General features: G+C 59.0%; 18 protein-coding genes. 4 read left to right on the forward strand and 14 right to left on the reverse strand.

All coding sequences use genetic code 11. The annotated features are described in order from the left end of the window. Nucleotides 1-306: 306 nt before the first annotated feature. Together ACFSKT_RS20405 and ACFSKT_RS20410 are read right to left on the reverse strand one after the other, a co-directional pair. The gene (locus tag ACFSKT_RS20405) at nt 307-4470 is read right to left on the reverse strand and encodes an S-layer homology domain-containing protein (RefSeq protein WP_377718376.1); all 4164 of its coding nucleotides are present in this window, start codon (nt 4468-4470) and stop codon (nt 307-309) included. Nucleotides 4471-4731: 261 nt separating this feature from the next. Then, nucleotides 4732-6189 (reverse strand): S-layer homology domain-containing protein, encoded by a 1458-nt coding sequence (locus ACFSKT_RS20410; RefSeq protein WP_377718375.1) that lies wholly within the window; start codon nt 6187-6189, stop codon nt 4732-4734. Nucleotides 6190-6491: 302 nt separating this feature from the next. Here ACFSKT_RS20410 and ACFSKT_RS20415 point away from each other — a divergent pair, with 302 nt between their 5' ends. Beyond that, nucleotides 6492-7562, forward strand: coding sequence for an SDR family oxidoreductase (locus tag ACFSKT_RS20415; protein ID WP_377718374.1), 1071 nt, complete (start codon nt 6492-6494; stop codon nt 7560-7562). Nucleotides 7563-7646: 84 nt separating this feature from the next. Here ACFSKT_RS20415 and ACFSKT_RS20420 read toward each other — a convergent pair whose 3' ends face one another. The 7 genes from ACFSKT_RS20420 to ACFSKT_RS20450 all read right to left on the reverse strand — a co-directional run bounded on the left by ACFSKT_RS20420 (nt 7647) and on the right by ACFSKT_RS20450 (nt 13843). Continuing rightward, nucleotides 7647-8024, reverse strand: a complete 378-nt coding sequence (locus ACFSKT_RS20420; protein WP_377718373.1) for a winged helix-turn-helix transcriptional regulator — start codon at nt 8022-8024, stop codon at nt 7647-7649. 271 nt (nt 8025-8295) lie between these two features. Next, nucleotides 8296-9747: a cardiolipin synthase gene (gene cls / locus ACFSKT_RS20425; protein WP_377718372.1), complete on the reverse strand. Its 1452-nt coding sequence runs from the start codon at nt 9745-9747 to the stop codon at nt 8296-8298. 80 nt (nt 9748-9827) lie between these two features. Beyond that, on the reverse strand, nt 9828-10580 hold the full coding sequence (gene kduD, locus ACFSKT_RS20430) for a 2-dehydro-3-deoxy-D-gluconate 5-dehydrogenase KduD (RefSeq protein ID WP_377718371.1): 753 nt from the start codon (nt 10578-10580) through the stop codon (nt 9828-9830). A gap of 1 nt (nt 10581) precedes the next feature. Continuing rightward, the gene (locus tag ACFSKT_RS20435; RefSeq protein WP_377718370.1) at nt 10582-11358 is read right to left on the reverse strand and encodes a DeoR/GlpR family DNA-binding transcription regulator; all 777 of its coding nucleotides are present in this window, start codon (nt 11356-11358) and stop codon (nt 10582-10584) included. Nucleotides 11359-11388: 30 nt separating this feature from the next. Then, nucleotides 11389-12222, reverse strand: coding sequence for a 5-dehydro-4-deoxy-D-glucuronate isomerase (gene kduI / locus ACFSKT_RS20440; RefSeq protein WP_377718369.1), 834 nt, complete (start codon nt 12220-12222; stop codon nt 11389-11391). Nucleotides 12223-12375: 153 nt separating this feature from the next. Next, nucleotides 12376-13206: a pyruvate, water dikinase regulatory protein gene (locus ACFSKT_RS20445; protein WP_377718368.1), complete on the reverse strand. Its 831-nt coding sequence runs from the start codon at nt 13204-13206 to the stop codon at nt 12376-12378. 22 nt (nt 13207-13228) lie between these two features. Beyond that, nucleotides 13229-13843, reverse strand: coding sequence for a CBS domain-containing protein (locus tag ACFSKT_RS20450; protein WP_377718367.1), 615 nt, complete (start codon nt 13841-13843; stop codon nt 13229-13231). A gap of 445 nt (nt 13844-14288) precedes the next feature. Here ACFSKT_RS20450 and ACFSKT_RS20455 point away from each other — a divergent pair, with 445 nt between their 5' ends. Further along, the gene (locus ACFSKT_RS20455) at nt 14289-14702 is read left to right on the forward strand and encodes a DUF2203 domain-containing protein (protein ID WP_377718366.1); all 414 of its coding nucleotides are present in this window, start codon (nt 14289-14291) and stop codon (nt 14700-14702) included. 88 nt (nt 14703-14790) lie between these two features. Here the strand turns inward: ACFSKT_RS20455 and ACFSKT_RS20460 are convergent, their stop codons facing one another. Both ACFSKT_RS20460 and ACFSKT_RS20465 read right to left on the reverse strand, forming a co-directional pair. Continuing rightward, nucleotides 14791-15813, reverse strand: coding sequence for a Gfo/Idh/MocA family protein (locus tag ACFSKT_RS20460; protein WP_377718365.1), 1023 nt, complete (start codon nt 15811-15813; stop codon nt 14791-14793). A gap of 39 nt (nt 15814-15852) precedes the next feature. Further along, nucleotides 15853-16620 (reverse strand): sugar phosphate isomerase/epimerase family protein, encoded by a 768-nt coding sequence (locus ACFSKT_RS20465; RefSeq protein WP_377718364.1) that lies wholly within the window; start codon nt 16618-16620, stop codon nt 15853-15855. 137 nt (nt 16621-16757) lie between these two features. On the opposite strand from ACFSKT_RS20465, the gene ACFSKT_RS20470 reads away from it, so the two are divergent. Beyond that, nucleotides 16758-17594: a helix-turn-helix transcriptional regulator gene (locus tag ACFSKT_RS20470; protein ID WP_377718363.1), complete on the forward strand. Its 837-nt coding sequence runs from the start codon at nt 16758-16760 to the stop codon at nt 17592-17594. Between the two features lie 175 nt (nt 17595-17769). Then, a complete protein-coding gene (locus ACFSKT_RS20475; protein ID WP_377718362.1) occupies nt 17770-18537 on the forward strand; it encodes a YjgB family protein in 768 nt (255 codons plus the stop codon). 134 nt (nt 18538-18671) lie between these two features. Here ACFSKT_RS20475 and ACFSKT_RS20480 read toward each other — a convergent pair whose 3' ends face one another. From ACFSKT_RS20480 to ACFSKT_RS20490, 3 genes are read right to left on the reverse strand one after another with little or no spacing between them, the layout of a single operon-like run. Then, nucleotides 18672-19574 (reverse strand): fumarylacetoacetate hydrolase family protein, encoded by a 903-nt coding sequence (locus ACFSKT_RS20480; protein WP_377718361.1) that lies wholly within the window; start codon nt 19572-19574, stop codon nt 18672-18674. 52 nt (nt 19575-19626) lie between these two features. After that, entirely contained in the window at nt 19627-20400 is a 774-nt protein-coding gene (locus tag ACFSKT_RS20485) for an SDR family NAD(P)-dependent oxidoreductase (protein ID WP_377718360.1), read from the reverse strand. Nucleotides 20401-20426: 26 nt separating this feature from the next. Next, nucleotides 20427-21182, reverse strand: coding sequence for an IclR family transcriptional regulator (locus ACFSKT_RS20490; RefSeq protein WP_377718359.1), 756 nt, complete (start codon nt 21180-21182; stop codon nt 20427-20429). Nucleotides 21183-21302 lie beyond the last annotated feature (120 nt).

The following is a 21302-nucleotide window of genomic DNA, read 5'->3' on the forward strand; positions in this document are numbered from 1 at the left end:
GTGTGGGCATTCCGGCTCAGGCATAACCGCGTATTTCGACGGAAAGCGTTTTCGAATTTCCCCGTCGCAGCGCTTCTTCATGCCTACCTTCCATTGTAAGACACATTTTCGCATAAAAACATGAGGAAATTCGATCTATTTTCATGGGGGAATCAGTGGGCGGCGTGGGAAATCGAAGAAGCAACGACGGCCATGTGCTGGCGACACACGCCGCATGACGCGACAAAAGCCGCGCGGGCAAGCCCGGCGGCTTTTATCTAAAGTTCTGGCGATAAGCGATAAATTGTTCGCACGATAACGTGCTGGTTAGGTTTTCGGCAGCAGCACCGTGAACGGATCGGCTTTCGCACGACCGTCCTGGATGGCAGCCGGGTCCGGGATAAGCTCGCCTTCCTTTATCTCGAACGGCAGATTAAACGGTTTGGGCTTCTCGTCGTTCACGAGGAGATACCCCGTTATGTCATACATCCCGTTGTTCAACAGCAGCTCGGCTTGCCCGTCTTGGATAGGCAGGAGCATCTTCGCCGAGGAGCCGCGAGGCTGGATGATCAGCGCCAGTCCGTTCACGGACGTACCGTCGGTCCATTGCGCGCCGACCGGAATCGGCGACGTTGGCACCAGAAGCTGAAGCACAGCCGGATCCGTCACCCGGCCTCCGCTGACGACGAGCGTCCGCATGACGGGCACGTAGACATCCCCGTTCTGCAGCGTGGCGATGATGTAGGTGCCGTCCTTCAATTGACCGGCGAACAGGCCGTTCACGACGCTCAGCTCGACGAACGGCTCCTTCGGCGAGGACGGCGTGAGGAATAGCTCGCCATCCCATGGCGTTCCATCGGCGGCGAACGCGCCCCCGATCGCGTTGGCGACCGGCACGATCGTCAGCTCGCGGTCGGCCTTGCCGGCTTTGACCTCGAACGTATAGTTGACCTTCAGGCTCGTTTTTCCGACTGTATACGATTCCGCTTTATAGGTGCCGTCGGTTAATGGCTGGTGAAACACGCCGTGCTGTACGCGAATCTGGACGAGCTTGCCCGCTGCATCCTTCAACGTCAGCACGCCGTCCGGCAGCGACTCGCCAGCGGCGCCTTGAACCTTGCCGCTTATCGCGGCTGTGATCACGAGCGCAAGGGGTTGACCTGCTCCGTCCTGCGGTATCGTGAACGGCACGTTCAGCGCATAATCGACATTCCCGGCCGAACCCGCATAACTCTCCGCGATATAATCGCCGGCCGGCAGGTTGAAGAAGAACGTCCCGTCCGCTTTGACCGGCACCTCATAGCGAGTGCCGTTCTCCCCCGCCGCCTTGATCCGCAGCTTGCCCGCGTCCGCCGCTTCGCCCCCGGCCGTCTTGACCGTTCCTCGTTGGACCGCATCCTTGGATAGGACGATCGGTTTCTCCGTCGGCTTGCCGCCTTGAATCGCGAGCGGCCGGCCGAGTTCCACAACGCGATTGCTCGCCGTATCGTAGTAGCCCTGGATCGTGTACGAACCGTCAGGCAAATAAGCGCTGAACTGGTTGTTGCGCACTTCAATGTAATGCTGCTCTTGGGTTTGGTCGTTCAGCACGTACAGCTTCACTTGGGTATACCATTCTTCTGCGGAATAGAGAGTACCTTCGACGTTGCTTCCCTCTTCAATAAGAAGCAGCGGGCCGGTTTGAGATTGTCCTCCCTTGATGGTGAACCCGCCGACCAACGTAGTCAAATGATACGAACCCCAGTCTTCGTAACCGACCACACGGTAATCCCCATCCGGCAGATCAGCCTCGAACTTCCCGTCGATCACCGGAATCGAGTAGGTCTGGTCATTCGTTCCGACAACTTTTCTGACTAACAGGTTAGCGCCAGAAATACGAATACCCGTTAATTTTTGATGCAGCGTACCTTTTACTTTGCCTTCGGGGATTTCAACATGCGGACTGGCGCCGCCTTCGACCTTGAAGGCCAGGGAAAGCGCGAAGTCGGCATAGTAATTGAACGAATATCCCGTCACTTCATATTCGCCGTCAGGCAAGTATAGATCGAATCGACCGTCCACGATTTGCGGATGGTACACGTCGGTAGGATTAGACTTCGAGCGGATCACAATGTTTCTTACAAAGGGGGCGTTGCCGCCACCGCTAATCGTCCCCTTTACGTTCGCTACCGGAACGGGGAGGGTCATCTCCGGCTGGGCGGCATGTCCGTTCTTGATCGTAATTCGCTGCTGCAGCGTGATCAGTTTGCCGTTCTCCCCGCTATACAAGAGCGCATACTCGCCATCCGGAAGGAAGGCTTCAACTTTCCCTTCCAGCACCGGGGCAGAGTAGGTTTCCCTCGCGTGGACATTCACGATGCTAAGCGTTCCGCTCTGATCGCCGTCCGCGCCGGTGAACGTGACCTTCACGTTGGCGGCTGGCACTGCAAGTGTAACGGATTTCATACCCTCGGTAAATTCGAAAGGCACATTCAACGCGTAGCTTCCATAATCCCCGCGGTAAGCTTTCACGGTATATGAACCCGGCTGCAACGCCGCCTCCAGCTTGCCTTCCTTGAACGGAATGGCGAAGGAACTGCCGTCGCTTCTGCCAACCCAGATGCTGCCTTCGATTACGGTTCGTTCCCCTTGTTTGATAGTCGCGGAGAAATTCGCAGCTGGAAGCTTCACGGTCGTACCGCCCTCGGTAACTTTGCCTCCCTGAACGAAAAATGATCCGCCGATCGGTTGACTGTACACGCCATTGTCGTAACTGTAGAACTTGTAAGGTCCGTCAGGCAAATAAACCTGGAACAGTCCGTCATTGTTCACGCGCGCATGGTAGTACTGTCTATTCCCCACTCCCGCGCTGACGATATCGACAAGCCCATTCGCTGCCGGCTGTTCATTCGCCTGGATAATTCCCCCGGTAATGTTAGCCCGCCTCAGATCAACCGCAATGACGGACGGGTTCTGCTCCACGACAAAAACACGTTCGGGCGCCGCAAACCATTCGCCGCTCGACGACCGGAATCCGCCGACGCGGTAGACGCCTGCCGGCAAATACAAAACGAAACGCCCATCCCGTACGGGAACGGCATAGCGATTGCCGCTCCCTTCCTTCGCCACCTCCGCTATGCCGTCCACATCGGTTCCTACCGCGCCGTCGAAACGGATTTCGCCGTTCACATTGTGCTCTGCGGACGCATAGACGATGAGATCAAGCGAAGTGCCGACCGCCAGTTTGCCGCCTTTAACAGAGAAGCGCGCGAACAAGTCGGACTCGGCATCGCCGTGCACCAGCTTCACCGCGCGATAGTCCCCTGCCGGCAAGTACAGCTTGAACGCTCCGGCGGCCACGTTGGCTGTGAACCGTTCTCCCTTATGATTTTCCAGCACCAGCTCGCCGGATTCGATCGCGGCGCCGACTTTGTTCTTCAGCGTCCCCTCGATATTCGGCGTATTCGCGACGGTCAGCGCGGCAAACGATGCAGCCGACGCCGTGCCGCCTCTGACCACGTAAAGCCGATACGTTCCGGCCGCCTCCGGCGCAGCGATCCGCTTGGCGACGCCATTGCCTCTCAGCACGGACTGCTGCGGGCCTTCGGCGAATACCGTCGTGCCGACAGGCGCATACCAAAGCGACGTTCCATATGGCGGCGCGGTCTTCAGCGTGATGGCCGTACCGCCAAGAACCGTCTTCGCCTCTGCATAATAAGCCTCCGCCGGCCCGCTTACAGGACTGCCTCCCGAATTACCGCCGCCCGGATTGCCTCCGCCGGGAGCCCCGCCGCCGGTGCCGTTCCCCGCCGCGGGCGGGATTGGCGTCTGCGGCGCCGTAACGGCCGGTTTCTCCGTTTCTGCCGATTCCGGCTTGTCCGCCGGTTGCTCCTCGGTTTGAACTGTCCGCTTGCCTAGCGCGCGATCGAGGATCACGACAGCCTCCGCTCTCGTCGCCAGCTTCTGCAGCCCGAACGAGTCTGGTGTCTGGCCGACCATAATGCCGGCTTTCAGGACGGCGCCAATCGCGCCCTTGCTCCAGCCGGGCGCATTCACGGCGTCTTTATAATGTGCCGGGGGATCTGCCGGTCCCAAGTCGAGCAGCCTCGCGATCAACACGGCGAATTCTTGGCGCGTAATTGCCGCATCGGGCCGGAAATACCCGTCCGCCGACCCTTGCAGAAAGCCGGCCTGCGCCGCGATCGAGACGGCATCGGCATACCAGATGCCGGATCGGACATCTTTAAAGACCGCGCCCGATTTGTCGGTGAACCCAAACGAAGCATTGACCAATGCCGCGACTTCCGCACGGGTTATCGTGCGATTCGGGAGCAATTCCCCTTCCGCGGTCCCTTTCAACCAGCCGTTGCCGGACCATTTGTCCAGCGTGCCCGCCGCCCAGTGGCCCTTTGTATCCACCGGTTCGCCATTTGCTGCCGCGTACCCCGACGTAACGGGCATAGCCAGCATGCATACAATTAAAAACGTGGCAATTCGTTTCGATCTGACCAACTTCCGACGCTCCCCTCGACATTTCGACTCTTTCTTCCTTACTAGATGATACATAACGTATCCATATGTTTCCATGGTAGAATAGGTATTATTTATGCAATCCATTCAAGCATGTCTCTAGGACTTCAAGCCTTATCCGTCCGTCTTCCCGCTGATAATTCGACATTCGCATAACAAAAACACCTCTCGAAAATGATGCTCGACAAGGAGATCATTTTTGAGAGGTGCTATTAAACGCCTATATACGGCCTATTCCGTTATCTATTTCGGCAGCAGCACCGTGAACGGATCGGCTTTGACCTTACCGTCCTGGACGGCGGTTGGATCCGCTGCAAGCTTACCGTCCTTGACTTTGAACGGAATGTCAAGCTTGACGAGCCATTGCGTACTCTCCAACATGTAACCGGTAAAGATGTAATCGCCGTCGTTCAGCGTGAGCTTCGCTTGGCCCTTCTCGATCGGCAGGAACAGCGCTGCGTCCGAACCTTGCGGCGTGACGATCAAGGCTGCGCTCGGGAGCTCGGAGCCGTCGGCCCATGTCGCATGGACCGTATTCGTCACGGTCGGCGCCTTCAGTTGAAGCACGGCGGGATCCGTCACCTTCCCGTCGCTGACCGTCAACGTCTTCATGATCGGAATGAACGAACTGCCGTCCTCCACCTTGCCGATCGTGTAGGTGCCGTTCTCCAGCTGCCCGGCGAACAGGCCGTTGACCACGCTGATCTCCACGAATTGCTTCGTCGGTGAAGTTTGGGTCAACACCAAATTGCCGCTGCCCCATGTCTTGCCATCCGCATAGGTTACGCTTCCGATCGCATTCGCGACCGGTGTCAGCTTCAGCTCGCGGTCGGATTTGCCATTCACGACCGTAAGTGAAACGCCGACTTTCAGCCGCGTTTTGCCGATGACATACGAATCAATCGTATAGCTGCCATCTGCCAACGTCTGCGAAAATTTCCCGGCACGCACCTGGATCTCATATCGCTTCCCGTCACTTGCCGTTAATTCCAGCACGCCGTCAGGCAGCGCCTCGCTCCCGCTTCCCGTGATCGTGCCGGTAACCCCGGCTGCTGCCGGCGTCTCCGGCGCCGGATCCGTCGTGCCGGGCAACGGCGGACGCTTGCTCAGCGCGCGATCCAGCACGACGACGGTCTCGGCCCGGGTGGACGATGCAGTCAGCCCGAACGAATCGGACGCGCGACCGATCATGACGCCGCTAGCGGCCATCGCGCCGACCGCTCCTTTGCTCCAAGCCGGCGCCTTCGCCGCATCGAGGTATTGAGCAGGGGGATCCTGCGGGGTCAACGCCAGCAGCCGCGTGAGGATAACGGCCATCTCCTGTCGCGACACAGGCTCGTCCGGCCGAAAGTTTCCTTCGGGCGTGCCTTGAAAATAACCGGCCTTGACCGAAATCGAGACGGCATCCGCATACCAGCGGCCGGGCTTTACATCGTTGAACACAACGTCCGATTTCGTATTGAATCCGAACGAAGCATTGACCAGCGCGGCAACTTCCGCACGGGTTATGGTTCGATTCGGCCATATTTTCCCTTCTTCGTTCCCTTTCAGCCAGCCGCTTGCAGACCATTTGTTCAATACCTGTTCGGCCCAATGCCCTTTCGTATCCACCGGAGTTCCTGCTTCTTGCGCCACCCCGAGACTAGGGACGGCAATCAGCCCGGCCATCAGGGCGACTGCGATTCTTTTCGACTTCACCATGCTGTAAAACACTCCCCTCGCGACATTTCGACTATCTTTTCCCCCATAATGATACATTCTGTAACATGCGTTGACTATGGGTGTATTTTACTATTTCTTCGTTTTGGAAGCAGCAAAACAGGAATATCGGGTATTTCCAGCCCTATTTTTCGATCGAGTTCGACTTCATTCCTCAGAACTAGTTCGCATCGTTACTTTCAGGTGCTTACGTAACTTCAAAGTGCGTACTTTTCAACTGCGATCCCATCCCGCACAATGGCGTTATATTCCATTCCAAAAAAAATCATGAAGGAGCGGATCGCATGGAGGAGAAAAGGGAACACCTGCGCAAAACGGCATTGATCGTCGGCGCTAACGGCGTCATTGGACGGAACTTAATCGACTATTTGGAGGGGTTGCCCGATTGGAACGTCATTGGGGTATCCCGTCGCGGCGGGGAAGCGCGAGGTCACATTCGCTATATTGCGGCAGATCTTCTGGATGAGAAGGACACGCAGCGCAAGCTTGGCGGGCTGACGGAAGTCACGCATATTTTCTACGCCGCGTATCAGGATCGACCGTCATGGGCGGAGTTGGTCGCGCCCAATCTGGCCATGCTGGTCAACGTCGTCAACGCGGTCGAGCCTGCGGCGAGACAGTTGAAGCACATCAGCCTCATGCAAGGCTATAAAGTATACGGCGCGCATTTGGGACCGTTCAAAACGCCGGCCCGCGAAACGGACGCTCCCCACATGCCGCCCGAATTCAACGTCGATCAGCAGCAATTTCTGGAACGCCGCCAACCGGGCAGCAGTTGGACCTGGTCGGCGATCCGGCCGTCGGTGGTCGGCGGGATCGCATTGGGCAATCCAATGAATCTCGCGATGGTCATTGCCGTCTACGCTTCGATCTCCAAGGAACTCGGCATCCCGCTGCGATTTCCGGGCAAGCCCGGCGCCTACCATAGCCTGATGGAGATGACGGATGCCGGGCTGCTCGCTCGCGCCACCGTATGGGCCGCCACTGACGAACGCTGCGCCAATCAAGCGTTCAACATCGCCAACGGCGATCTGTTCCGGTGGGATGAGATGTGGCCCAAGATCGCCCGGTTCTTCGAACTCGAGACGGCTCCGCCGCTGCCCATGTCGCTGGCGACCGTCATGGCGGATAAGGAACCGCTGTGGGATCACATGGTGGAGAAACACGGCCTCGCGGCCAACCGCTACAAGGATGTTTCCTCGTGGGCATTCGGGGATTTCGCGTTCTCCTGGGACTATGATTTCTTCGCGGACGGGTCAAAGGCGCGCCGGTTCGGGTTTCATGAATTCATCGATACGGAAGCGATGTTCCTCGATATATTCACGGAGATGCGCCGGCTGAGACTGATTCCATAACGCATGCGAGGTTCCTATGTCAGGACAAAAGCCGGTCTCCTTATTCGGGAAACCGGCTTTCTCGTTCTTTGCGTTCATCCGTCGCTACGCCTCCCGCTCGTCCTGGTGCGGACTGTTCAGGATGTCGGCGTCCTGGCCGTACGTTCGCTCGATATGTACGTCGCCCCATCGGCACATCGCGTGCAAAATATCCTTTAGCGTCCACCCGTATTCGGTCAGCTCGTACTCGACCTTCGGCGGCACCTGATTATAGACAATGCGCGCGATCACGCCTGTCTCTTCCAGCTCGCGGAGCTGCTGGGTCAGCACCTTCTGCGACACCGCAGGGAGCAAGCTCATCAGCTCGCCGTTGCGTTTGCGGCCGAACGTCAAGTGAAACAAGATGACGGGCTTCCATTTGCCGCCCATCACCTCCAGCGTCGCTTCCACCGCCGTTTGATACGTTTTCCTTGCCGGCTCCATGCGCGTATCCCCTTCCTGGCCCTTCCGACAGCCTGCGTTTCTAGATCAAGGGCGTATGGCCGTGCAGCCTTCCATGCGACCTTCTTTGCATAGTTGAACTCTCCAGTTGATGGCGATTTCGGTTCGGCATATTATGCTTATTCCATATTTGCCGCCAATAGCCGAATTCCTCCCGTCCTGGCCGAAAATGCAGGCCGAACGCGCAAAAGACGGCTCCTCCGCCGAGAAGCCGTCCTTATTCGACATCCGCCATGCGATTGCCCGTCTTCGCTTACAAAATCGGCGACAGCAGCCGCGTGAACGATTCCCGGAACCGCTGCAGCCGCGATCTGGCCGCGTAGTTCTCCGGCGTCAGCTCCCGGCAGTCGTTCATGTCCTGCTCGAAAATCGCTTTCAGTCTCCCGGACGCGCCGCTGTCGTAAATAATCGCGTTCGCCTCGAAATTGAGCTTGAAGCTGCGTATATCGACGTTGGCCGTGCCGACTGAAGCGATTTTGCCGTCGACGACGATCGTCTTGGCGTGCAGGAAGCCCTTGGTGTAGAGCATGCACCGCCCGCCCGCATCCAGCACGTCGCCCAAGTAGGAGAACGACGCCCAGTACACCATCTTGTGATCCGGGACGGCCGGTATCATTAGAACGACCTCGACGCCCGACAGCGCCGCCAAGCGGATCGCCGTCAGCACGCTCTCGTCGGGAATGAAATACGGCGTCTGGATGTAAATGTACTCCTTGGCGGAATGGATCATCTTGATGTAGGCGTTCTTGATCTGCTCGGCCGTGTTGTTCGGACCGCTCGAGACGATCTGGACCCCGACCTGGCCCTCGCTCTCGACGACGGGGAAATAGCCCGGATTCTCCGGAATCGCAGTCACGGAGGCCAGGTTCCAATCGAGCAGGAACTGCGCCTGCATCTGAAGCACGGAGCTGCCCCGCAGCCGCAAGTGCGTATCGCGCCAATAGCCGAACCGCTTATCCAGCCCCAGGTACTCGTCCCCGATGTTGAATCCGCCGATATACCCGACCGCGCCGTCGATAATAGCCAGCTTGCGATGATTGCGGTAATTCACGCGGAAATTCAAGTAAGGGATTTTCGATGGAAAGAACGAGGCGACATGGCCGCCCGCCTGGATGAGATCGCTGAAATACGACATGCGCAGCCGCGAGCTGCCAATGTGGTCGTACAGAAACCGCACCTCGACGCCCGCTCTCGCCCGCTCGACCAGCGCCGCCATGAGCCGTCTGCCGATCTCGTCGTCCTTGACGATGTAATACATCAGATGCACATGCAGCTGGGCGCTCTCGATATCGCGGATGAGGGCGTCGAATTTGTCGTGCCCGTCCGTGTAGATCTCCACTTCGTTATCCTGCGTATACAGAGCGAAGCCGCTCGATAAGTTCATGTAGATCAAATTGCTATACGGCACCATCGCCGGATCGTGGAACTGGATATCGTTGTGCAGGTAAGCCCGCCGCTGCCCTTCGATGATCGCTTTGATCACGAGGCTCGTCTCCCGGCTGATCTTGTACAGCTTCACCTTGCTTAAATTCTGGCCGAACACCAAATACAGGATAAAGCCGATGATCGGGATGAACAGCAGGACCATCAGCCACGCCCAGGTAACGCCCACGTTACGGCGCTCAAGAAAAATGACGGCGGCTGCCAACACAAGGTTGAAGAGCAGCATCACCGTCGTAGAATGTTCGTACAACCACCATACCATGCGCCTTATGGCACCTCGATTCCGACCCGGATGAGACCACTATAGCGCATTACCTAAACGTTGGCAAAATATTTGCGGGACTATCGGGCCAGCCAGCCGCCGTCCACGTTCAGCACGTGGCCGTTCATATAGTCCGACGCCGCGCTAGCCAGGAACACGACAGGCCCCTTCATATCGTCCGGCGTTCCCCAACGCGCGGCCGGAATCCGGTCGGTGATCGACTTGTACCGATTCTCGTCGGCGATAATCGGCGCGGTGTTGTTCGTGGTCATATACCCCGGCGCGATCGCGTTCACCTGCACGCCGCGTCCGGCCCACTCGTTGGCCAGCGCCTTCGTGATGCCCGCGACGCCGTGCTTGCTCGCCGTGTAGCCCGGCACGTTGATGCCGCCTTGGTAGGTGAGCATCGAGGCGACACTGATGATTTTGCCGCTGCCGCGTTCCAGCATCCCGCGCCCGACCAGCTGCGAGAGGAAGAACACCGAATCCAGATTAAGCGACACGACGTCGTGCCAGTCCTGCCACGAATGCTCCGCCGCCGGCTTCCGGCGAATAATGCCCGCGTTATTCACGAGAATGTCGATACCGCCGTAAAATTCGTTCGCTTGCGCGACGACGCCCTCCAGCAGCGACTCTTGGCTCAAATCCGCCGCGATCAGCTCCGCCTTGCGGCCAAGCTCCCGCACGAGCCGCACCGTCTCCCGCGCCTCCGACGACGAGACCGCGATAATGTCCGCGCCCGCTTCCGCCAGACCGATCGCCATCGCCTGGCCTAGCCCGCCTGATGCGCCCGTCACAAGCGCCCGCTTGCCGGTAAGATCGAATAAACTCATCCTATTGCCCTCCCGCGTCTCCATGTTCCATCCTCACTTCGATCCCGGCCTCGCGGAACCGTTCGGCCGTCTCCGGCGGACAGCCCGCGTCGGTCAGGATCGCGTCGACATCGCCGAGCGAGGCGAACGTCCGAAGGGCGCTTTGCCCCAGCTTATGGTGATCGATGACGCCGAACACCCGCTCGCTCGATTCGATAATCGCGCGTTTGTAATCGATCAGATCATTCGTATAGACCGTAAAGCCAACCTGCAAATGAACGCCCGTCGCGGCGATGAACGCCTTGCGAATGTTCAGCCCCCGAATATAAGCGGCCGCCTCGGGACCGGCCAGCATGTTGCGCACCCGGTAGCCCCCGGGCACGACGAGCCGAACCTCATCCTTGCGCAGCAGCTCGGCGATGATGTTCAGATCGTTCGTGACGACCGTGATCGGCGCGTTGTCCAGCCGCTTGGCGATTTCGAGCGTCGTGCTGCCCCCGTCGAGCGCGATGATGTCGCCCGGCTCGATGTAGGACAACGCCAGCTCCGCAATCGCGGCTTTCTCGCCCAGATGCTTGGCGATCGCGCCCTTCGCCGAGAGAATGCCCAGCTGATCGCCCTGCGCGAGCATCGCCCCGCCGTGGACGCGCAGCAGCAGTCCCTGCTCCTCCAGCTTCGCCAAATCCTCGCGGATCGTCTTGCCGGTAACGCCGAGCCGGTCGCTAAGCGCGTTCACGGTCACTTCCTTCTGCTCCAGGAGCGCCTCCATGATCATTTCGTGCCGCCTTAGGGCGTTCATTGCCATCATCCGTTCTGACTGAATTTCCTCTTATCTTAAGTCCTGCATCGCCACGGCGTCCATATCCTCGAAAATCTGGTTCTCGCCGGCCATGCCCCAAATGAAGGTGTAGTTGTTCGTGCCGACGCCGCTGTGGATCGACCAGCTCGGCGAGATGACCGCCTGCTCGTTGCGCACGACCAGATGGCGGGTCTCTTGCGGCTCGCCCATGTAGTGGAAGACGACGCCGTCCTGCGGCATGTCGAAGTACAAGTACACCTCCGAGCGGCGGTTATGCGTGTGGCACGGCATCGTGTTCCACATGTTGCCCGGCTTCAGCAGCGTCATGCCCATGACGAGCTGACAGCTTTGCACGCCGCCGGTATGGATGTAGCGATAGATCGTGCGTTCATTGGAGTTCTGAATGCTGCCCAGATGGTTCGGCGAAGCTTCGCTGATCGCGATGCGCGTCGTCGGATACGTCTTATGCGCCGGTGCGGAGTTGAGATAGAATTTGGCCGGCGCGTTCGCGTCGTCGCTCGCGAAGACGACTTCCTGCGAGCCGAGACCGATATACAAGCCATCCTTGGAATCCATGTTGTACACCGTGCCGTCTACCGTTACCGTGCCTTTGCCGCCGATGTTGATGATGCCGATCTCGCGGCGCTCCAGGAAGAACGCGGAGCCCATCTCCTTCTTGTCGGCTTCCAGCGCGACCTTCTCGTTCACCGGCACGACGCCGCCGACGATGAAACGGTCGACGTGCGAATAGGTCAGCACGAGCTCATCCGTCTTGAACAATGATTCGATCAGAAATTCCTCACGCAGCCTCGACGTATCGAAGCCCTTCACTTCATTCGGGTGGGACGCATAACGGATTTCCACGTTCAATCGCTCCTTTTAAGTTCATATAAGTTCATTTACGTTTAATTTAAACGAAAACGAACCGAATGGCAACGATTATTTCGCAGCGAACCAGTCCCGTGCACGAAAAAAAAGCATCCCTTCGATGGGGATGCTTGCGAACATGTCTGTGAATTAGAGATTGAGCGACGAGAATGCCCGGTCGGCCGGCAACCGCTCCAAAATGATGCCCACCGTCTCCTCGATCGCCTTGTTGGTGACGTCGATGATCTCGCAGCCGACCATGTTCATGATTCGATTCGCGTAGCGGAGCTCCTCCTCGACGCGCGCGGCGGTCGCGTAGACCGAGCCTTTCGGCAGACCGAGCGCCTTAAGCCGCTCGGTACGGATCGACGCGAGCTTCTCGGGATCCATCGTCAGGCCGACGATCAAGCCGTTCCTGCGCTTCAGCAGCTGCTCCGGCACCGGAATCTCGGGCACGAGCGGCCAGTTGGTCGCCCGGATGCCCTTGTGCGCCATATAGAGGCAGATCGGGGTCTTCGACGTGCGCGACACGCCGATCAGGACGACGTCGGCCAGCGTAATGCCGCGAAGATCCTTGCCGTCGTCGTAATGAACGGCGAACTCCATCGCTTCGATCTTCCTGTAATATTCGGCATCGAGCGATTGATTGAGGCCGGGGATCCGGTTCGGCGTATCCTCGAACGTATCGATGAACGCCTGCATCATCGGGCTCAGCACGTCGACGGCTCTAACGCCGCGCGCGCCCGCCTCCTCCCGCATCAAGCCGTTCAGTTCCGGCTGCACGAGCGTGTACGCGATGACGCCTCGGCATCGCGCCGCTTCGTCCACGATCGCGCGCACCTCGTCGGCATGCTTGATATGGCCATAACGCCTTAACTTGCCGCTCGTGAACGCGAATTGCCGCATCGCGGCCCGGACGACCGCCTCCGCGGTTTCGCCGACCGCATCCGAGCAGATGAAGATTTGCTGTTTGTCCCTCACTCCCGACCCGCTCCTTTCCGTATCAGACATCCGTCTCTACCATTCTTCGGAGGATCGCCGTCTTCGAAATCCAGCCGGCCACCTCGCGGCTCTCCGTCAACACGGGCGCGCCGTCCAGACCGTGCGCGAGCATTGTCCTCACGGCGGAGCCGATACTGTCGTCCGGCGACAGCGCCGCCATGGCCGGCAGCCACGACATCGCCATCCCGACAGGCATGGCGCCGGCCTGAGGATTGCCCAGCGTCAGCTTCAGCAAGTCCTTCGCCGTCACGATGCCGATGAACCGTTTGTTCTCGTCGATGATGCAGATCGTCTCGGCGTTCTCCAGAAACAGCGTTACGACCGCCTCGTGGACGGACAAGGCGCTGGCCAGCAAAGTCGGCTTCTCCAGCGCCTCCCGCACGCTCATATCGGTACAGGATGGCTCCTGAGTCTCGTAATCGGACGCATCTCCCGTGAAATAGCCGACTTTCGGTTTTGCGCGAAGCACGGTAAGCATGACAAGCAAGGAAAGATCAGAGCGAATCGTAGCCCGGCTGATGCCGAGCTGCTCGGCAATTTGATCGCCTGTAATTGGAGCCTGCTGGCGGACGAGCTGGACGATATCGCGCTGGCGCGCTGTAAGTTCGATGTTCATACACCCCTTATGACAGACATTAAACGCTGGTCAGGCACTAAAAACGTTCACGCGATTTATGCGATTCGCAGAACTCAGCTATGGAAAAGATGAAGGGCCATCCTCCGCCGTCGGAAGACGATGGCCGCGGTCACCGGCCGGATGGCGCAAGCCTAGTGCTTGTACTGGATTGCGGGCCGATCCTTGCCGGTCATTCATGAAAGCGCTGCCTCTTCGGCCCGAGCGCCAGCCCGAAGTTCGCTTTTTCCATTCTACCACGCGCATTCGCTGTCGAATATGATCGATTTGCTGATCAGAATCATTCTCGTTTTTAAGAGATTCTAAAAATGCGTCCCTTGGCGGACGAATTGGCGCGCGCGTCGCGTATGTTAAGGCAGTTCGGAAGGGTTGCGGACTTGGCGGCCGCGAGCCCAATCGGGTACACTTAACGCAAGGAGTGAGTGCCGTGACGACTAAAAAATTCACCTTGACGGAAGCCAACGCGCTGCTGCCCAGGCTGAAGGAAGAACTTGCTCGTCTGCAGCGGCTGACGAACATGTTCGAGGAGAGGCTATCCGAGCTGAAACGAATGAAGAACGGGTATGCCCGATCTTCGGAGCGGCTGCCCGATGATCCCGACCCGTTCTTCGAACTGGAGAGCGAGCTGGAATTCATGCGCATGGAGATCGAGCTCGCGATCGGGAATTTCGAGCGCCAAGGCGTCCAGCTCAAAATGATTCATCCCGGTCTGCTCGACTTCCCCGGCGAAGTCGACGGCCGCGACGTGCTGCTCTGCTGGAAGGAAGGCGAGAGCCGCATCACGCATTACCACGGCTGGGACGAAGGCTTCGCCGGACGCAAGTCGCTCCCGGGCGCTTAAAAGCGCAGTTTCCGCGCAAAGCAAAGAGCCTCCTGGACACCCTTGCGGTGCATAGGAGGCTCTTTCGTATGAGAAGCAGATCGCAGGATTAATCCAAGGAAATAATGCGGCCGGTCGCTTGCGATTCGAACGCCGCCAGGATCACTTTCAGCGATTTCAGTCCTTCTTCGCCGGAGATGCTCGGCGGCGTGTTCGTCGTGATCGACGTGATGAACGCGTCGATGACGCCGCTGGATTCCTGCTTGTCGTTCGTCGAGATCGCGCCGACTTTATACTTCTCGATCGTGCCGTCGCGGAGTTCCACGATGACTTGATCGTCCGGATGCGTGCCGATCTTCATGACGCCGTTCTCGCACCAGAGGACCGTGCTGTTGTCTTCGCCTTTGTAGTACGTCCAGCTTGCGACGAGCGAACCGATCGCGCCGCTCTTCATGCGGATCAAGCACGTCGCGTTGTCGTCCACTTGCGTGCCGTCCTTGTGGAGCGTGCCGATGAAGGCGCCCACTTCGGATACTTCGTCGCTGAGCAGGTAGCGGATCAGGTCGGATTTGTGCACGCCGAGGTCGCCCATGGCGCCCATGATCGCGTCTTCCTTCTCGAAGAACCAGCTGTTGCGGCCGTCGACGCTCCAGCCTTCCGGACCCGGATGGCCGAACGAGGTGCGGAACGTCAGCACTTTGCCGAGCTTGCCGCTATCGAGAATCTCTTTGGCCTTCACGTGCGGCGGCATCAAGCGCTGGTTGTGGCCGACCATCAGGAACACGCCGTTCTTCTTGGCCGCTTCGATCATCGCGTGCCCTTCTTCCGCCGTCGCCGCCATCGGCTTCTCGACGAGCACGTGCGCGCCGGCGTTCGCCGCGTCGATGGATACCGGCGCGTGGAGCGCATTCGGCAGGTTGACGCTGACCGCGTCCGGCTTCACTTGGGCGAGCATTTCTTTATAGTCCGTGAACGCCAGCGCGCCGTACTTGTCGGCGTACGCTTGGGAGCGCTCCGCGACGACGTCGACGAAGGCGACGATTTCGACGTTCTCGTTGGCCGCGTACTCCGGAATATGGCGGTATTTGGAAATCGAGCCGCAACCGATGACGGCCACTCTTACTTTACTCATGCGTGTTCATTCTCCTTCATTCAATTGAGATAGGGGCTCTTAGACGAGCGCCAAATAGTTCTGTTTGACCCAGTTCAAGCTATTCGCGATGCTTGCAAGCGGCGGATTCTGGCAGTTGTCCTGCTCGACGATCAGCCATTCTACGCCGGCATCGGAAGCAGCCTTGACGACATCGCCCAGGTTCACTTCGCCTTGTCCAAGCTCGAGCGTAATCATGCCGCCGTTCTCGTCGCGCGCGAAGTCCTTCAAGTGAAGCAGCGGCAGGTTGCCGGCGTATTTGTTGATATACGCGATCGGATCCTGGCCGGCGAATTTCACCCAGCAGACGTCCATTTCCACTTTAATCGATTCCGGCGCTGCCGCATAGATTGCGTCGAATACGAATTGGCCGTCGATGCTCTCGTGGAACTCGAAGTCGTGGTTATGGTAGCCGAATACGAGGCCTTGCTTCGTTGCTTCCTCGGCCGCTTCCTTCCAGAACGCGATGTTCTTCTTCCAATCTTCGAGGTTGCGCGCTTCTTCGCTCACCCACGGACAGATCATGTAGCGGGCGCCGATCGTCTTCAGATAGTCGATCTGGCCCTGCAAGTCGGTGCGCATCGCGTCGAGCGACACGTGCGCGCCGATCGCTTTCAGTCCGGTTTCTTCCAGCAGCGCCTTCATCTCGTCGGCGGACAAGTCGCCGTAGCCCGCGAATTCCACGCCCTCGTAGCCAAGTTCCGCGACTTTGCGCAGCGTGCCGGCGAAATCGGCAGCGGTTTCATTGCGAAGCGTGTACAATTGCACGCCAATGCCCATTTTTCTCATGCGTAAACACTCTCCTTGAGCGGTGTTGTTTCTTTCGATATAGCTTCATCTTAGCGCCCTTGGCGCGGGCTGACCATAAACGATATAATTGTAACATCGATTATTTGGCTATCATTTTTGATTAGGAGGCCTCACCCTTGTCATCCGTTGTCCTTACCTGCGGCTATTCTTACCATACCCAGCGCTTCCATGACCACTATAGCACAGGCTTGCCCTGCTACTTATTCCGGCTGCAGACCGAAGGGCGCTGCGAGGCCGACATCGGGGGGCGCCGCGTGGCGCTGGAGACCGGCGACCTGCTCATGCTCCCGCCCGGGACCGTCTACGGACTGCATGTCGGGGAGCAGCACGCCGCCGATGGCAGCATCGCGAGCGGGGATTACTACCTGCTGACAGTCAGCGAATGGCTCGACGAATGGTGGGCGCGCGCCGGCAGACCGCTCATCGCCCGCATCGATCCCGACGAGAAGCTGCTCGGCCTCTGGCGCCTGATGATCGCGGAGAAGCGCCGCCAGACGGACGACGGGGGCGGGACGGGTAGTCCCGAGCTTATCGACTATTTGCTTCGGACGCTATGCCTCTATCTGGAGCGAGCGGTCACGGAGACGGCGGCCCCGAGCGCGCCGCCGCCGTTCGCCGTCCTGCGGCTGAAGCGATTCATCGAGGAGAACGCGACCGGCCGGTTCAAAATCGACGATGCGGCGCGTCACGCCGGGTTGTCGGTCTCCCGCGCCGTTCACCTGTTCAAGGAGCATGTCGGCCGCACGATGATGGACTATGCGACCGAGGTGCGGCTGTCGGCCGCGCTCGAGCGGATGAAGTATACGTCGTTCTCGCTCCATCAGATCGCGGAGAACTGCGGCTTCGGCGAATATTCGTATTTTCATAAAGTGTTCAAGCATCGCTACGGCACGCCGCCCGGCGAATTCCGCAAGCGGTTCCGGGAGACGGAGATCGGCACGAATTTGCTGTAGATCCGCGCTTTTCCACCCGCGACTGCTAAGCAGATCCTTAGGTAGCGGCTGCGTCTGTTCCCGTTCGGACGGTCAGATCGAACACCATGCTCGTTTCGTCGCGAAGTATGAGAGGTATGGATTTAACCTAGACTGAATAATCAGCAGGACGAATCCATGACAAGGAGCTGACACCATGAACAGAAAATGGAACAAGACTGCACTAGCGCTTGCACTGGCCGGACTGCTCGCGGCGGCCGCTTGCCAGAACGAGGACAACAATTCCGCCGCGCCGGCCGAGAACGCGACGAATGCGGGGGAGAACAACGGCGCGGTCCCGCCACCGGAAGGCAACGCCGGAGGAACCAGCGGTGCGACCGACGGCGACACGCCCGTCACCGATAACGGCACGACCGGCATTCCGGACGCGAACAATCAACCCGGATCTGCGAATGGCGGTACGGGCACGAACGGCGGCACGACGGCAGGCAGCGCGGGCGGCGGCACGAACGGTTCCGAGGGACAAGCCGATACCGGCAAGCAAGTGAAGGAATTGCTCGCGCTGGCCAAGCAGGGCAAGGTGCCGGGCATCGAGTTCGCCGCGCACACGGACCTTATCGACGATGTCGAGAAGGCTTGGGGGCAATCGGATCACGAGGAGTTCGCGGGCAAGGGCATGTACGCGACCTACGGCGCCAAGAACGCCGTCATCGGCTACAATAAAGGCAACCAGATCTTCGATGTTCGGTCCGACGATCCGAGCCTGCAGTCGCTGACGCTCGCGCAGATCGAAGCAGCGATTGGCAAGGCGGACGAGCAGACGAAGAACGGCGACGACGATATTTATGTCTATAAGGCCGGCGAAGACTTCCAGCTCAAATTCATCATTCCGAAGTCGACGGGGACGGTGGACCATATCTCGGTGTACGCGCCGAAGGATGCCGTGAACAATATGGCCGGGTAACAGCTTGGCCGAATGCCAAAAGACTCCCGATTCGCCTTGCGGCGCGAGCGGGAGTCTTTGTTATGGTTCGGCATGCAGCCCAAGAACCAATCTTCGTCTTGCCTTAGCCGCTAAATAGCGCGAAGAACCTCTGCTTACGCTTCTTCCGCCACGAAACGGTTCGTCAGCGAGCCGAGCTTCTCGATCTCGATCGTCACCGTGTCGCCCGGCTGCAGGTAGACGCGCTGGTCCTTCGGCAAACCAAGGACGACGCCTTCCGGCGTGCCGGTCAGAATGATATCGCCCGGCACGAGCGTCATATGGTGCGAGACGTAGCTGACGATCTCGTCGCAGCCGAAAATCATGTCCGACGTGTTCGAATTCTGGCGCACCTCGCCGTTCACGACCGCGCGGATCGCCAGGTCGTTCGGATTGCCGACCTCGTCTGCGGTTACGAGATACGGACCGAGCGGGCTGAAATCGTCGCAGCTCTTGCCGAGCAGCCATTGCTGCGTGCGAAGCTGTAGATCCCGCGCGGACAGATCGTTAACGGCCGCATAGCCGAATACGTAATCAAGGGCCTCTTCCTTGGCGACGTATTTGGCCTTCTTGCCGATGACGATGACGAGCTCCGCCTCGTAATCGAGCTGCTTGGTCACTTTCGGAATCGCGATGTCCTTGCCGTTGCCCGTCAGCGTGTTGTTGAATTTATTGAACAGAATCGGATATTCCGGTATGGCCGCCTTCGTCTCTTCCGCATGTTTGCGGTAGTTAAGGCCGATGCAGATGATTTTGTTCGGACGCGTCACGCACGGCCCCCACTCGACCGATTGCTCGTCAAGAACATAGGCAGCGCCGCTGCCGGTCTCCAGCCCCGCGATGTACGTGTCGATCGCGTCGACCGCCTGATTTCCCCCCTCGATAACGGCCATGACGTCGGTCGGCACCGCCGTCTCCGCCGGATGCGCCGCCAGCGCCGCCTCGATATCGATAATGCCCGCTTCCGTCTTCACGCCGAGCAGCTGCCGCCCGGCTTTTTGGATCGTCACCAGTTTCATGATAGGTTGCCTCCTAGAATTCGATTGTTGGAATGAGGAATAGAATAGCTGTTTATGCGTTCTTCCCGAATACGACGCCGCCGTCGATGTACAGCGGAGAGCCCATCATGAACTTCGATTCGTCCGAAGCCAGGAATAGCGCCGCCTTGGCCACGTCCTCGGGAAGTCCGATCTCGCCGCTGAGCTGACGCGACTTCAGCCCGTTGATCGCTTCCTCCGGGTCTGCGTACGAGGTGCGAAGATAATTCTCCACGAACGGGGTCATGATCGTCCCCGGCAGCAGCGCGTTCACGCGGATATTGTACGGCGCATAGTCCACCTGCATCGACTTGGTGAGCGAGAGCACCGCGCCCTTGGTCGCGGCGTAGACGGCCCGTCTGGCCAGCCCGATCTCCGCGATGCACGACGACATGTTGATGATCGAACCGCTGCGGCGCTCCATCATATACGGAAGGACGTATTTGCTGGGCACATAGACGCCTCGCACGTTGACGTTCACGACCTTGTCCCACATCTCCGGCTCGATCTCGTGCAGCGCGCCAATGCCGCTGATGCCGGCGTTGTTGAACAGCACGTCGATATGCCCGAACGACGCGATGACGCCATCTACCATCGGCTGCACCGATGCCGGGTCCGTCACGTCGGCCTTGTAATAGACCGCCTCGCCGCCGGCCGCGCGAATATCAGCCGCCGTCTCTTCGCCCTTCTCCTCGGACAAATCGTTGACGATCACCTTTGCCCCTTCCTCCCCGAACAACAGCGCCGTGCTGCGTCCGATGCCCGAACCCGATCCGGTAATCAATATGACCTTATCCTTCAGCCGCATCTTCCTTCATCCTCTCCGTCTGTATTCTACATGCGGCCGGACAGCCGCTCAGCCAATCCCCGGATCTCGCGCACGGCCTCGTCCTGCTTCTCGGTCCAGCTGTGCAGCGGCATCGAGCAGCTGACCGCGAACGCCGCCTCCCCTTCGCGGTCGAATACCGGCGCGGCGACGCAATTGAACCCCATCGCCGCCTCCTGCAAATCGAAGGCAAGCTTCGATTCGCGCACCTGCTTCAGATGGGCGATGAACATGCCGCGGTCCCGGAGCGTATGCGCCGTAAGCGGCGCGAGCGTCTCCGGCAGAAGACTTGCAATCTCCTCTTCCGGCACGAACGCGAGCATCGCCTTGCCGAGCGCCGTCGCGTGCGCGGGCAAGCGCATGCCCGGCTCGGAGACGAGCCGGACCGGTGACGGCGCTTCCATTTTGTCCAGGTAGAGCACCTCGTGCTGCACGCGCTTGGCCAGCTGCACGCTCTCCCCTAGACGATGCAGGACGCGGGCGGCCTCCTCGCGGAAGAGCGGCCGCATATCGAAGCTGCGCTGGTACGCGTAGCCGAAGTCGCCCAGCGCCGGACCGACCGCATACGTGTCGCCTTCCTCCCGCTTCACCCAGCCCAGCGTTTCCATCGTCGCGAGCATGGTGAACATCGAGCTTTTGTTAATTTCCAGCTTGCGGGAAAGATCGATCAGCTTGAGCGCGCCGGGCTCCGCGGCAATCGCGGCCAGCACGTGATGCGCTTTCTCCAAAGCCGGTACCCAATATTTCGGTTTCTCGTTCGTCATACGGTCTAAACCTCGCGCTGCATGGTTTTGTATGCAAAACCATATTCATTATATAAAACCTACACCCATTATAAAATCGAACGCCCGATCGCCGCAAGCAAAATTTGACTTTGTGCCCGC

The sequence above is a fragment of the Paenibacillus xanthanilyticus genome, from assembly GCF_042682185.1.
Taxonomy (GTDB): domain Bacteria; phylum Bacillota; class Bacilli; order Paenibacillales; family Paenibacillaceae; genus Paenibacillus_Z; species Paenibacillus_Z xanthanilyticus.